Origin of the sequence: Candidatus Amarolinea dominans (genome assembly GCA_016719785.1) — a bacterium.
Taxonomy (GTDB): domain Bacteria; phylum Chloroflexota; class Anaerolineae; order SSC4; family Amarolineaceae; genus Amarolinea; species Amarolinea dominans.
Map to the genome: position 1 here is coordinate 635,927 of JADJYJ010000003.1, position 13,865 is coordinate 649,791.

Sequence of the window (13,865 nt, forward strand, 5' to 3'; positions counted from 1 at the left end):
TTATCATGATGGGAGGACCTGGGGGGCCGCGTGCCATCCTGGAGCAAGAGACGCTCAAACCACAACGCGTCGGTGCGACACTGCGTCGCTTCGGCGTTTATTTCAAGGCCTTCTGGCCTGTTCTGCTGCTGGTGGTCGTTTTGGTTGTGGCCGGCACCTGGGCGCAGGTGACTGCGCCAGAGTTGATCGGTCAGGCCGTGGATTGCTATCTGACTCCGGCCGCCAGCGCACGCCTGACCGGCGCCGCACAGGGGGACGGCGGCTTTCCGGCCCAGCAGGCCACGGCCGCTGAGAGCACCTGCTGGTTCGACACGACCCCGGCCGCCACGCGCAGCAGCGCAGACACGGTGGCCGGTTTGGGGCGGGTGATCCTGTTGGTGGTGGGTCTGTACATCGGCGGTTCGATCACCGGCGGCCTGCAGTTCTACGCCATGTCGTGGGTCGGCAATCATGTGCTGCGTAAACTGCGCGATGACCTCTTTCGCCAGATTCACCGCCTGTCGCTCAACTACTATGCCGAGCATGAGGCCGGCGCGATCATGAGCCGCCTCACCAACGATACCGACACGATCCAACAGGTGATGAGCTTTGCCCTGGTCAATGTCACCAGCGGTATCCTCCTGATCTTCTGGATCATGTATAAGATGTTGAGCCTGAGCTGGGCCTACGCGCTGCTCTCATTGGCCGTACTGCCCTTCATGATCGTGGCTACGCTCTGGTTCTCCGGCCAGGCGCGCAAGGCTTTTCGTCGCAGCCGTAAGGAGATCGGCAACGTCAACGCCGACCTGCAAGAGACGATTGCCAACGTGCGCGAGGTGCAAGCCTTCAACCGCGAACAGGAGAACATTGACCAGTTCCGGGTGACCAACGCGGCCAACCGGGACGCCAACATTCGCGCGGTGGCTTTCACCAGCGCACTGGCGCCGACGTTGGAAGCGCTGGGCTATGTTGCCATTGCCATCGTCACCGGCGTGGGCGGTCTTGCTCTGCTGCGCGGCAACGATCTGCTGGGCACCACCGTGACCCTGGGCCTGATCATCACCTTCCTCAACTATGTGCAGCGCTTCAACCAGCCCATTCAGCAGGTGTCGGTGCTGTGGACCAACATTCAGAGCGCCATCGCCGGCGGCGAGCGCATCTTTGGCCTGCTCGACCAGGCGCTGGAGGTGGTTGACAAGCCCGACGCCCAGCCGCTGGCGGCCATTCAGGGCCGCGTGGAGTTCGATCGGGTGCATGCAGCCTACAAGAAGGGCGTCCCCGTGCTGCGAGATGTGAGCCTGCTGGCCGAGCCGGGCCAGACCATCGCCATTGTCGGCCCCACTGGTGCGGGTAAGACCACCATCATCAACCTGCTGCCGCGCTTCTACGATGTCACCGCCGGCGCGGTGCGCATTGATGGCGTGGATGTGCGTGATGTGACGGCCGCCAGCCTGCGCCAACAGATCGGCATCGTGCTGCAGGACACGTTCCTGTTCAGCGACACCGTCATGAACAACATTCGCTATGGCAAACCGGACGCCAGCGATGAGGAAGTGATGGCTGCGGCCAGCCTCGTGCAGGCGGATCAGTTCATCGAGCGCCTGCCCGATGGCTATCAGACGCTGTTGGGCGAGCGCGGCAGCGGTCTCAGCCAGGGCCAGCGCCAGCTTCTCGCCATTGCGCGCGCCGCGCTGAGCGATCCGCGCATCCTGGTTCTGGATGAGGCCACCTCCAGCGTGGACACGCGTACCGAGCGCCAGATTCAACTGGCTCTGAACAAGCTGCTGGCCGGACGCACCAGTTTCGTCATCGCCCATCGCCTAAGCACGATTCGCAACGCTGACCAGGTGCTCGTGCTCAACGCGGGCGAAATCGTCGAACGGGGCAAGCATGATGAACTGCTGGCGCAGGGGGGCGTCTATTACGATCTCTACATGAGCCAGTTCCGCCGCGAGGACCAGATGGAACAGATAGAACAGATTCCCCCCGCGACGCCGGTGATGGCGTTGTCGGGGGCGGCGCCTGCCTGAGAGAGGCGGGATCGAATTGCCCCCCACACGCGTCGAGCGGCAGTGGGTAACCATTGCTGGTTGCCTGCTGCCGCTCGTAAAGCTGGTTGTTGTGCCGATAGGGTTAAGGGCGGGCCGGAGGTGTGCCGAAGAGCAGGTTGCGCTGCCCGGTTTCCGCGTCGAAGGTGCCGAGACAGTGATCACCGCAGCGATCGCACACGGTGATCGTCTCTACAATGCCGTAATGTTGTTCGCGCCGTTCCAGGTGCCAGCGATGGCCCAGGAGTAGACAAATTATGTTTCGCATGGTACGAATCCTCTTTTATCAGACGGGGTAGGGGCAGGACATGCATCTGCGCTGCGCTCCTGCCTGTCTTTATTATACTCCTGATTGCCCGCGTTGACAATCCTTTTTGCAATAGATTTCACAGATAGGGCAGAAACGGCAATCTGCGCGTGGACAGGCCCTGCGTTCAGAGCCGCGGCCACAGTGGAATGCCCCAACCGCCGCGCACCGCTGCTGGCACGATCACGGGAATGGCCGACGGCAGAACCTCGATGCGCACTGGGGTCTGACCGATCACTTCGCCGTCGCCCTGCACCGGCAGTGGACGATTGGCTTCGATCACAATGCTGCGCCGCGCGGGAATCGAACGAAAGGCCGGGTCGCGCCGCTGCTGCCGGAGCAGGGCGTGCCAGGCCAGCCGTGCATAGTCCACGGGATGGCGGGTGCGCAGGATGCAGACATCTACATGGCCGTCGTCCACTTTGATGTGGTCGCCCCAACTCAGTTGGGCCAGGCCGATGGTGCTGGCGTTGGGGATAGCCACTTCCGAGGCGCGCACGTGGAAGGTATGATCGTCAATGCTGAGGGTGAACCGATACGGCTGGGCGCCGAGGATGCGTCGCAGACCCCTCCAGACATAAGCCAGCCGGCCAAAGCGGCGTTTTTCCCCCGCGTGCATATCCCCCATGGCCAGGGCACTGATGCCGGTGCTGATATTGAGCAGGTGGAGCCGATCCCAGGCGCGCATGGCGTCCAGTTGGCGCAGGCGCTGCGGCCCGTCGAGGAGTTGCAGTGCGCTGGCGAGGTTGAGCGGCACGCCCAGCTCCCGCGCCAGCACATTGCCGGTGCCCAAGGGCAGGATAGCCAGCGGCACCCCGGTCCCAATCAGGCCATCGGCCACGGCCGACACGGTGCCGTCGCCGCCGGCCGCCGCAACCAGGTTGCAGCCGCGCTGCAACGCCTCGCGCACCCTCGCGGCCACTACCTCCTGGCCGGTGGTCTGGTAGATTTCCAGCGGCCAGGCCAACGCCCTGAAATGGTCTTCGATCGCTCGCTGCGTTGTGGCTGCGTGGTGATGGCCGGCGACCGGGTTGAAGACGACGAACACCCTGGGCATCGGCACGGTTTGTGGCAGATCATTCATGGTTCCTCGCGCTTAGCGCCCGCTCACGGTTTCCAGCACGCGCAGGAAGTTCAGGCCCAGCACCTTGCGGACGGTGGCTTCGTCATGTCCGCGTGCCAACATGCCGGCGGTGAGGGCGGGGTAGTGACTGGCGTCCTCGATGCCCGGCGGCGCAAAGCGAATGCCGTCGAAATCGGAGCCGATCATGACATGGTCAGGGCCGGCTACCCGGATCAGGTAATCGAGATGATCGAGAACATGGCCCAGGGTGGCGTTCTCCTCCGGTGAGGTTAGAAAAATGGGCACAAAGGTCGCGCCGATCAAGCCGCCTTTGGCCGCGATAGCCTCGATCTGCGCATCGGTCAGGTTGCGGATGTGATCGCACAGGGCGCGCGCATTGCTGTGCGAGGCGATGACCGGCTGTTGGCTGACCGCCAGGACGTGGGTCAGGCCGGCCGGCGACAGATGCGAGACATCAATCACCATGCCGATGCGGTTGCTCTCTTCGATGACGCGCACCCCGAAAGGGGTCAGCCCGGTCGTGCCCGAATCATGCACGCCGTCTGCCACCTCGTTGCGAAAGTTCCAGGTCAGCCCCAGGACCCGCACGCCCAGCCGATGAAAGCAGCGCAGCACCTCCAGGCTGCCGGCCAGGGCTTCGGCGCCCTCCAGACCGAGCAGGCCGGCAATTTTGCCGCTGGTTTTGGCCTGGCGAATGTCGGCCGCGCCCGTTGCCAACAGCAGATCGCGATCGTCCGCGGCCAGCGTTTCGTGAAAGGCATCCAGGCGCTGCAGCGCATGGCGGGTGGCGCCGGTGTGATATTCACTGACCGGCACGAAACAGGCAAACACCTGTGCGGTCACGCCGCCCGCCCGCAGGCGCGGCAGATCCACATGCCCGCTGCTGGCATGGTCGTGCAGGCGCCGCGTGCCGGCCAGCACATCGCCGAGCGTGTCACAATGACCGTCGCAGACAATGGCATCGAAATGAAGTTGCTGTGAGGTTGACATAAATATAATCTCCAGAAAATAAGAGAGTTGCCAGCTCTGCCAGAGCTGGCAACTCTACTCACTCAGCTTGTGCCAGAGCCGCCAACTCTGCCAGAGTTGCCAACTCTACTTGCTTACGACTGCGAATTGACCACCAGGGCGCCGATCACACCGGGAACCCAGCCCACGATCGTCAGCAGCGTCACCAACAGAACCGTACCGCACCCTTTATCGAGGACCGCGAGGGGCGGTAAGAGAATACACAGCAATGCACGTCCGCAACCCATAGGTTACACTCCTTCTTGAAGCCATCCGGCTCAGGCGTTGTGTGTTTGACCCGCTGCATGTCACCAATGCAGGTCAAGCACAGTATACAGTACGCACGAGGGGGGCAGGAGTTGCGGTCAGACGATTTTTCCCTTGAAGACCACGCCGCGCTCTGTCAACAGCTCGCACAGGCGCTCGACGTTGTCCGCATCAACCACCGCCAGCGCGCGCGAGGGATCGGCGGTGACAAAACGCGTCAACAACGGGCCAACGTCCGCATCGGTCAGTAGTTCGTCCAGGATTTTGTTGGCGCCGAGCTGGAGAAGGGTCAGCGTTTGCAGGCGGGCCTCGCCAAAGTGCCCTGCCCAGGCTTTGATCTTGAGATCGAAACGCGGGGGCAACGGGCCGATGTTCAGCGTCCGCAGGGTATCCAGGATCGAGGCGGCGGTCCAGCCGTTGTCAATGGCGTTATGCACCGCCGGGGCGGTGATCTGCCAGGTTTCACTGTCAGTCTGCTCACAAAACGGTTCGACCTGCGCGATGAGATAGATACTGGGCAGGCGGTGTTGAAAACTGACCGTGCCAGCGGGTGTCACGGTTAGCGATGGTACAGGCGTTGCCAGATCGGTGCGGGTGCGGGCCGGCAAGTGCCCGGCCGCCAGCAGCGCGTTGAAAACCTGGTCAACATGGGTAGGGCTGCACACGAGCAAGGCGACATCCGGACTGGGCCGGCTTTGCAGCGCGCCGGCCACGCGGTGATCGTGCAGAACCCCATCCAACAAGGCAGGGCTGGTTGTTTGCAGCAGAGAAACGTGCGCATGCACCACCACGCGCTGCATCGCGATGGCCCATTCACGCAGGTCGCGTTCCACGTTTTGTGGCAATTGCGACTTGCTGACACTATTCAGGAATTCGATGATGCGCGGCACATCCCAACCACGACGGCTGCCGCGATAGACCGACTGGCGTGTGATCTGGTAATGCACGGCGCGTTCGGCGCTCAGGCGATCGCAAAATTGATCGAGATCGGCCAGCACCATGTCCGTCACGGGGTCGAGGGCAAAAACGTCGAAGTTGGGCTGCACAATGACCCGACCGCTGTCGGTGTTGACCTGTGGCATCGGCCCGCTGCCGAGCAGCCAGCGCCCCATGTCGGTCAAGCGATAGGCGGTAAAGGCGGGGGGTGGTTCGCCCAACTTGTCATTGCTGAGCGTCTCCGGCTCATAGCCCAGGTCCACCAGGCCGAGCCAGTAGAGTCCTTCACGCACCACGCTGCGCGCGAACTCCGCTTCGATGCGGTACCAGCCGGACTCCTCGCCGTAGATGCGGTCGAACAGCCAGCCATACGGGTTATTGGTGTAGGGATTGCTGGGAACGCCAAAGCTGTAGTTCTGGAGCGGCGCCAGACGGTTGTGGTTGCGGTTACGGGGGATCAGGAATTCGTATTCCTGGTCACGCAGGCGATTCACGAGGGTGTCGGTCAACACCCACCCCTCGTGCGGTAGCCGTGCGAGCTGTCGCAGCACTGTTTCGCGGGCCGTAACGATGCCACTGTGCGCCAAAGCAATCGCGGTGTCGTTCGTGCGCAAGTTCACATCGGTCACGCCAAAAATCTCATTCCAAAAACGGCCCTTGCTCCACAACTCGAAGCAACGTTTGACCCGCTCGGCAGGCTCCAGGGCCAGGAAGGGGGCTTTTTCATTGGCCACCACCTGGTTGCGCTTGTGGCTCAGCATGTCCAGTTCCTGTAAGAGGCGTCGCAGGAAGAACAGGCGACGGGCGTCTTTTTCGCCGCTGCCGGTTCCCAGGCTGCTCTTGACCAGCAACTTCTCATTGACGGCGCGCAGATCGGACTTGCGCAGCCACAGGGCCTGGGTTGGCGTCAGCGGTTTCTCCCGCAGATGGCTCCAGTAAAGGTAGAGGTCGCGCTGAAACGTGCGCGCCGAGCCTTCGCGCGTGCTGTGTATCTCCACCGTGTGCGCTTTGCTCTCAGGCAAGGGCGGTAGATGGCGTCGTGCCTCGATAGGAATCCACAGTACGGCGCCCGGCTCCAGATCCAACAGGGTGCCGCCTCCGAGCGGCCCGCGGGTGAGGACCAGGCCGCGTTCCAGCAGGGTGGTGATGACGGTTTCGAAGGAATCGGCCGGCGGTGGATTGTAGCGGCTGTACGCCGCGTGGTTGGGAGATTCTTCCACCAATCGGGCACGCACCATGGCGAGTTTCAACCCCGTGCTGCGCACCTCTCCATCCACAGCTTGCAGCCGTTGCAGGCAGGCAATCTCGCGGCTGTTCATGTGCGCCATAGCACGGTTGATCGCGGTCGGCGTGTACAGACGCTGCACCAGGGCGTTCACCAGGGTCTCTTTGCGCCGGTCGGGCACTTCGATCTCGGCCGTGCGCGCCATGCGCGTCAAGACGTGCAGTTTGTAGTTGCTCAAGGCTTCGGTCAGGCTGAGAAGCATGGTAATTCTTACACTCTCGCGGCGCGTTCTCTACGACTCGACTTTGGGCATCAGGCCGCGCCGTTCCATCTCAGCCACCAGGTCATTGACATGACGGGGATGGATGGCCACCAGGCGCGGGGAAAAGATGTGCAGCAGATACCGCCGAATACCGCCTGCCCGCAGGAGTTCCTGCAAGGCGAAATCGTCGGCAAACTCGACCACGGGCAGATTGTCATACAGGTGAAAGGTATCCTGCGCATCCGCCCAACCTTGCAGACGTGACCGGGCAGCCTCAGGCAGCGCCTCATCACTGGCGTCAGTCAGGCTGGCTAGAATCTCCGCGATCGTACGCCCGTCCTGCAACGCCGCCTGCAAGCCCTGGCCGGTGATTTGGTAGATGCTGTGCTCACCGTTCGTGCTGCGCAGTTCTGCCAGCGTTTCCACCAGTTTGCTGAGCGCAGGTGCAGCTTTGTCGCGGCGCACATAGAGCAGCAAGTCTGGCGTGACACGCAGCGCCGCGCCCGCAGGCACGGACGCCGGCGCGGCAACCGGCGCGGCTGGCGGCGTCACCGTGACAGCCATTGGCGCGGCAGCCGGCAGGTAGATGGGCGCGTCATCGTGCGAGATCGTGAAGCGCTGCGGCTCTTGCAGCCATACCCGCAAGACCGCCGCCGTGTGTTCGCAGTTCTGCGCAGCAAACGGGCACGTACACAGCCAGTTGACCTCGCCCCTCGCGTTGGCCTGAATGGTCACGTGATAGTGACGCGCGGTGCTGCGCCGCACGTTCGCCTGCAAGAACTGCGCGTCGGGCGTCACGGTCAACTCGCCATCGAACACTCCCCCGATGATCAGATAGTTTTTCGCCTGCGCCAGGGCCGATTCTGAAAAGCGGGCCAGCAGCGCGGCGCTGAACGGGTTGCCAGCCACAGTGCCGCCGGCGTCAGGCATGGGGTCGCTCATAACGCCGGCTGCCCGCGTGATCGCCGGGCGTGGCTACAAGGTTGGGCTGGTAGTCCGGGACTTCATGGGCGTATAGAATTTCGTAGCGATAGCCCTGCTCGGTCAGGAACAACTGACGGTTGGCCGCAAACTCCTGGTCGTTGGTGTCTTTGGTGACCAGCGTGTAGAAGTGCGCCAACATGCCATTCTTCTTGGGGCGCAGGATGCGCCCCAGGCGCTGTGCTTCCTCCTGGCGGCTGCCGTAGCTGCCGCTGAGTTGGATCGCCACATTGACTTCCGGCAGGTCAACGGCGAAGTTGGCGACCTTCGACACCACCAGCCGGCTGAGCTCGCCGTCACGCATCAGTTGGAAGAGGCGCTCACGCTCGCGCACCGGTGTGCTGCCGGTGATGAGCGGCGCTTCGACCACTTCGGCCACACGCTCCAACTGCTCGATGTACTGGCCGATGACGAGCACCTGATCATTGCGATGCTTAGAGAGCAATTGCACCAGCGGGGCGATCTTAGACATAGACGTGGCGGCCATGCGGTACTTGTCCCGATCTTCGGCCAGCGCGTACGCCATGCGCTCATCGTCCGGCAGGGAAATGCGAATCTCATGACATTCGGCCGTGGCGATCCAGCCCTGTGCCTCCAGGTCCTTCCAGGGCACGTCATACTTCTTGGGGCCAACCAGGGAGAAGACATCCTCTTCGCGATTGTCCTCACGCACCAGGGTCGCCGTCAACCCCAGGCGGCGGCGTGCCTGGATCTCCGCGGTGATGCGAAAGACCGGCGCCGGCAGCAGGTGTACCTCGTCATAGATGATCAGGCCCCAGTCGCGCTGGTCGAACAGGCCGAAGTGCGGGTATTCGTTTTCAGGGACGAACTCTTCGCCATGCTTGCGCCGCGGCCGCCAGGTCATGATCTGATAGGTGGTCACGGTGATCGGCTTGATCTCCTTGGTGAGTCCGGTATATTCGCCCACCATGTCCTCGGTGATGGTGGTTTTGTCCAGCAACTCGCGAATCCACTGGCGCGCCGCCACGGTGCTCGGGGTGAGGATCAGGGTGTTGCACTGCAATTTCTGGATGGCGGCCATGCCGACGAGGGTCTTGCCGGCGCCGCAGGGCAGCACGATGACACCGCTGCCGCCCCGCGCCGAGCCGCCGGCATAGAAGGTATCTACCGCATCCTGCTGATAATGGCGCAGGGCGAAGGCGTCCCCGCTGGCGCGGCTGGCCGGCAGCAGGCTGATCTCCAGCGGTGCGCCTTCCACGTAGCCGGCCACGTCCTCGGCCGGATAGCCGACATGCACCAGGGCTTGCTTGATGTGCCCGCGCCGCGCGGGATCCACCAGCAGCGTGTTGGCATCGAGTTGGCCCAGCAGATAGGGCTTCAGTTCCTTGCGCCGCGTCAGCTCGGTGAGCAGGGCCACGTCGGCGGAGGTGAGGATGAGCAGGCCGTCCTCGTTTTTCTCCAGGCGCACGCGGCCATAACGTCCGATGGACTCGCGAATATCAAAGATGACGTTTTCCGGTACGTCGAATTTGGCATACTCGCTCAGATCTGCCAGGATTTGATCGGCGCTGAGGCCGGCTGCGGCCGCGTTCCACAGGCTCAGTGGGGTGATTCTGTAGGTGTGGATGAACTCCGGGCTTTTTTGCAGCTCGGCAAAGCGTGCCAGCGCATCGCGCGCCGCCTCATAGCGATCATTTTGCACCTCCAGCAGCACGCTGCGGTCGCTCTGGACGATGAGCGGGTTGTTTGGACTGTATGGCATAGAAGACCACCTATTCTTGTCCGCATTTCGGTCAGGAAGATGCGGGAGCCTATTCTTTGACAAGCCCTTAGTGTACCATTGCCAGGGGATAGATGCAATTTTCTGGCCTGAAACTAAAACTTGACAGCATTCCCGTCCTCGTTATAATGTCACTGTCCACGGCGCATTCGTCTAGGGGCCTAGGACGCCGCCCTCTCAAGGCGGTGACAGGGGTTCGAATCCCCTATGCGCTACCAGGCGGGGCCTTCATGCTGATGCATGAAGGCCCCTTCTTTTTCCCATCTCCATGGCTCATACCGGGACGTAAACCGCCACTTCCGTATCTTTGTGTCCCGGCGTCGTAGCGCACCCCTGCGGTCGCCCACGCGGGCAGGCGCAAGGCCATGCCCGCTGTTGCCCAATTTCACGAACATGACCAAAGTCACCCCTCAGGGGACTAGACAAATTGAAAATTCCCTGTATAATAAGGCTAAGTGGGGAAGAGTGGGGAAAAATCCCTAAAAATTAGGCCAAAAATCGACTAAAGTGGGGAATAAGAACAAGTGTTCGTCGGTCGCACCGAACATATGCTTGATAGCAAAGGTCGCCTGACCATTCCGTCCCGATACCGCACCGCGTTGGCGCCTGGCGGGATGGTGACCCGCGGCATGGGTGACTATCTGATCGTCCTGCCGTTGAGCGAATGGCAGGGCCTGGCCGAGCGCCTGCAGGATAAGCCCATGCTGACCGATCTGGCTATTGGGGAGCTGCGCCGCTGGTTGTATGCGGAGGCGGCCGATGTGGAACTGGATACCCAGGGCCGTTTCATTCTTCCACCCGACCTGCGCGCGTTTGCCAGCATCACCGATAGTGTGACGGTGGCCGGTGTCGGTACGCACCTGGAACTGTGGGCGCCTACCTTGTGGCAGGATCGCCGTGCGCACCTGATGCAGGACAACGAGATGACGTCGCTCTTTCGGGCGCTGAGCATTTAGGGGTGGCCGCGTACCCGCCGGCTGACGAGGGTCATGTCCCGGTCCTGCTCAACGAAACCCTGGCTGCGCTGGCCCTGACCCCGGGCGCCGATGTGATTGATGGGACATTAGGCGGCGCCGGTCACGCCGAAGCGATTTTGCAGGCGATAGCCCCCACAGGTCGCCTCCTGGGTTTGGATGCCGACCCGGCCGCAGTGGCCCGTGCGCGTATGCGCCTGGCGCCCTTTGGCGAGCGTGCCATTCTGGCGCAGGCCAATTTCGATCAGATGCGCATCGTGGCCGGCGCGTACCGGCTGGCGCCGGCGGCGATCCTGCTCGACTTGGGACTGTCATCGTATCAATTGGCCGGTGACGACCGCGGCTTTAGTTTCTTGAGCGCAGGCCCTCTTGACATGCGCTTCAACCCGGCCGCGGGCCGTTCGGCAGCCGACCTGGTCAATACGTTGGACGAAGTTGAACTGGCCGATCTGATCTTCCGCTACGGCGAGGAGCGCTTCTCGCGTCGGATTGCGCGTGCCCTGGTGACGGCTCGCCCGCTGTCTGAGGCCAGGGTGGTGGCCGCGGTGATTGCCCGGGCGACGGGTGGTCGTCATGAACGCATTCATCCCGCGACGCGCACGTTTCAGGCGCTGCGCATCGCGGTCAACGATGAGTTGGGCGCGTTGGAGCGGGTATTGCCCCAGGCCCTTGACCTGCTGCAAATCGCTGGGCGCCTGGTTGTCATTAGCTTTCATTCGTTGGAAGATCGCCTTGTCAAGCAGTTCATGCAGCGCGAAGCCAGCGACTGTATTTGCCCGCCCCGTTTGCCGGTCTGTGTGTGTGGGCATCGTGCCCGTCTGCGCTTGAGCGTGAAGAAACCGATTGCGGCCACGGAGGCTGAGGTGAGCCGCAACCCGCGCAGCCGCAGCGCGCATCTGCGAGTGGCAGAAAAAATCGCCTGAGATCAGAGTAGAAAAACAAGAGGAGACCCCTATGTTATATCCGACGCCAAGAACGTTGTGGCGACCGCAGACCATCTTCAACCGCCGTCGCCGTCTGACGACCGGCGAGCAAACGGCGCTCTATCTGGCCGCGCTCTTCGTGGTATGCCTGGCTTTCTTCGCCCTGCTCTTGCCCAACGGCGAGATGGCGGCGGCTCAGCATGAGATTTATACGGCCCAAGCGCGCTACCAGCAATTGCTCATCACCAACGCCGAGCTGCGCGTCGAGATCAGTCAGTATGCCAATATGGACGCGCTGGAGGCGCGGGCGCGGGCGGCTGGCTTTGTCCCGGCTGACCGTCGCATCTATGTTGTCGTGTCCGGCCTGCCAACGGCATTTGGCCCAACAGGCCAGTAGTAGAAGGGGCCAATTATCATGGATTCCCTGATGCAACGCTCCCTGCCACGGGTGAGAGCCGTTTTTGCCATCATCGTTGTGGTGCTCACGGTGATTGGTCTGCAGCTCGTGCGCCTGCAGGTGATCAAGGCGGCGGCCGCACCGGTGGCAGAAGGTCACAACCAATACGGCAGCCTGCTGCCGCCCCACCGCGGCAACATGGTGGATCGTGCCGGCAACCTGTTGGCCACCGATGGCGTGCGCTACCAGGTGGCGATCGCCGGCGCCATTACTGAAACGACCATCATGTCGCTGACGCAACGTTTGGCGCCCTGGCTGGAAATGCCCCCGGCTGAGTTGGAAAGGCGCCTGCGCAACCATGGCCAGGGCGTGACGGTGCTCAAGTTCTATGCCCGTCAGGCGGCTGCCGCAGAGATCGAGCGTTGGAACACGGATTACCTGCGCGTGGAGCGACTCGCACGCCGCTTCTACCCAGAGAATACCGACGCCGCCTTCGTGCTCGGCCTGGCCACCGCCGACCAGATTGGCCGCTACGGCGTCGAAGCCAAGTACGACGCCTTCCTGCGCGAGAATGGCGACATGGCCGTCACCAATCTGGAGAATCACCTGCGTGCTTTATCTCCTGATTTTAGCCTGGATATTCCGTCGCCGGTGGGCCGCGATCTCGTGCTGACCATTGACCGCCGCATTCAGGCCATCGTGGAGGATGAACTGAAGTTCGCCGTTGATTACTACGGCGCAACCGGCGGCACCATCATTGTGATGGATCCAAAGACGGGCGAGATTTTGGCCATGGCGTCTGCACCCGGCTACTCGCCCAATACGTTTTATGAGGTGCAGGCCGCGCCCGACCAGCATGACCCATTCAGCGATCCCGCCACCGGGCTGCTGTATGAGCCAGGGTCAGTGTTCAAGATCGTCACCATGGCCGCGGGCCTGGATTCGGGCAAGGTGACACTCGATCAGAAGTTCAAGGATGTGGGCGTCCTGGAAGTAGGCGAACGCGAGATTCGCAACTCGGACCGCCAGGCGCATGGCGAGGTCGCCATTCCCACGATCCTGCAGCGTTCCTTGAATATCGGTTCGGCGCAGGTGGCCCTGGCCATGGGCGCCGACACATTCTATTCCTATGTCGAGCGCTTTGGTTTCGGTAATGTCACCGGCGTTGATCTGTCCGGTGAGGTGCGCGGCATCGTCAAGAGGCCCAAGTCCAGCGCGCAGTGGAGCCCGTCCGATCTGGCTACCAATGCCTTCGGCCAGGGCATCAGCGTGACACCCATGCAGATGATTTGCGCGGTGTCGGCGGTCGCCAATAACGGCGTCATGATGCGCCCCCATGTGGTCAAGGCCATCGTGGATCACGGGCGCTGGTTCGAGATCGAACCGTCGCCGGTGCGCATTGCCATCTCACCCCAGACCGCCCGCCTGATGACCGATATCCTGGTCAGCGTGGTGGAGAACGGCGGCACCAATCAAGCCGCCGTGCCTGGCTATCATATCGCCGGCAAGACCGGCACGGCTGAGATTCCGGGGCGTACAGCCTACGACTCTGACCTGACGATTTCGACCTATGTCGGCTATGCACCGGCCGCCGACCCTCGTTTCGTGGTGCTGGTCAAGCTGGACAAGACGCGGCTGTCGGTTTGGGCAGGGCACACCAGTGCTCCCACCTTCCAACGGCTGGCGCGACGCCTGTTTGCCCTTCTCAACATTCCGCCCAGTGACGGATGAAT

The 13,865-nt window shown here is 62.4% G+C and carries 12 protein-coding genes and 1 tRNA gene; 6 read left to right on the top strand and 7 right to left on the bottom strand.

Features of this window, described 5'->3' with window-relative positions; translation table 11 throughout:
* Positions 1 to 5: 5 nt before the first annotated feature.
* Complete coding sequence (locus IPM84_06065; protein MBK9092334.1) at positions 6 to 2,009, top strand: ABC transporter ATP-binding protein; 2,004 nt, start codon at positions 6 to 8, stop codon at positions 2,007 to 2,009.
* 103 nt (positions 2,010 to 2,112) lie between these two features.
* Here IPM84_06065 and IPM84_06070 read toward each other — a convergent pair whose 3' ends face one another.
* From IPM84_06070 to IPM84_06100, 7 genes are all read right to left on the bottom strand, one after another.
* Positions 2,113 to 2,295, bottom strand: a complete 183-nt coding sequence (locus IPM84_06070; protein MBK9092335.1) for a hypothetical protein — start codon at positions 2,293 to 2,295, stop codon at positions 2,113 to 2,115.
* 166 nt (positions 2,296 to 2,461) lie between these two features.
* A complete protein-coding gene (locus tag IPM84_06075; GenBank protein MBK9092336.1) occupies positions 2,462 to 3,418 on the bottom strand; it encodes a diacylglycerol kinase family lipid kinase in 957 nt (318 codons plus the stop codon).
* A gap of 12 nt (positions 3,419 to 3,430) precedes the next feature.
* A complete protein-coding gene (locus IPM84_06080) occupies positions 3,431 to 4,408 on the bottom strand; it encodes a dipeptidase (GenBank protein MBK9092337.1) in 978 nt (325 codons plus the stop codon).
* 113 nt (positions 4,409 to 4,521) lie between these two features.
* Positions 4,522 to 4,674, bottom strand: a complete 153-nt coding sequence (locus IPM84_06085; protein MBK9092338.1) for a YqaE/Pmp3 family membrane protein — start codon at positions 4,672 to 4,674, stop codon at positions 4,522 to 4,524.
* Positions 4,675 to 4,791: 117 nt separating this feature from the next.
* Positions 4,792 to 7,116 carry a helicase-associated domain-containing protein gene (locus tag IPM84_06090; protein MBK9092339.1) on the bottom strand — a complete coding sequence of 775 codons (2,325 nt, stop codon included), beginning with the start codon at positions 7,114 to 7,116 and terminating at the stop codon, positions 4,792 to 4,794.
* Between the two features lie 30 nt (positions 7,117 to 7,146).
* On the bottom strand, positions 7,147 to 8,046 hold the full coding sequence (locus IPM84_06095) for a helicase-associated domain-containing protein (GenBank protein MBK9092340.1): 900 nt from the start codon (positions 8,044 to 8,046) through the stop codon (positions 7,147 to 7,149).
* A complete protein-coding gene (locus IPM84_06100; protein MBK9092341.1) occupies positions 8,039 to 9,820 on the bottom strand; it encodes a DEAD/DEAH box helicase in 1,782 nt (593 codons plus the stop codon). The genes IPM84_06095 and IPM84_06100 overlap by 8 nt, the downstream gene beginning before the upstream one ends.
* 160 nt (positions 9,821 to 9,980) lie before the next feature.
* Between IPM84_06100 and IPM84_06105 the strand changes: the two genes are divergently transcribed.
* The 5 genes from IPM84_06105 (at position 9,981) to IPM84_06125 (ending at position 13,863) form a co-directional block, all read left to right on the top strand.
* Positions 9,981 to 10,056 (top strand) — tRNA-Glu (locus IPM84_06105).
* Positions 10,057 to 10,386: 330 nt separating this feature from the next.
* On the top strand, positions 10,387 to 10,794 hold the full coding sequence (locus IPM84_06110) for a cell division/cell wall cluster transcriptional repressor MraZ (protein ID MBK9092342.1): 408 nt from the start codon (positions 10,387 to 10,389) through the stop codon (positions 10,792 to 10,794).
* A gap of 2 nt (positions 10,795 to 10,796) precedes the next feature.
* Positions 10,797 to 11,735: a 16S rRNA (cytosine(1402)-N(4))-methyltransferase RsmH gene (rsmH, locus tag IPM84_06115; protein ID MBK9092343.1), complete on the top strand. Its 939-nt coding sequence runs from the start codon at positions 10,797 to 10,799 to the stop codon at positions 11,733 to 11,735.
* Between the two features lie 31 nt (positions 11,736 to 11,766).
* Positions 11,767 to 12,132 carry a hypothetical protein gene (locus IPM84_06120; protein ID MBK9092344.1) on the top strand — a complete coding sequence of 122 codons (366 nt, stop codon included), beginning with the start codon at positions 11,767 to 11,769 and terminating at the stop codon, positions 12,130 to 12,132.
* 18 nt (positions 12,133 to 12,150) lie between these two features.
* The gene (locus IPM84_06125) at positions 12,151 to 13,863 is read left to right on the top strand and encodes a penicillin-binding protein 2 (GenBank protein MBK9092345.1); all 1,713 of its coding nucleotides are present in this window, start codon (positions 12,151 to 12,153) and stop codon (positions 13,861 to 13,863) included.
* The last annotated feature ends 2 nt before the right edge of the window (positions 13,864 to 13,865 follow it).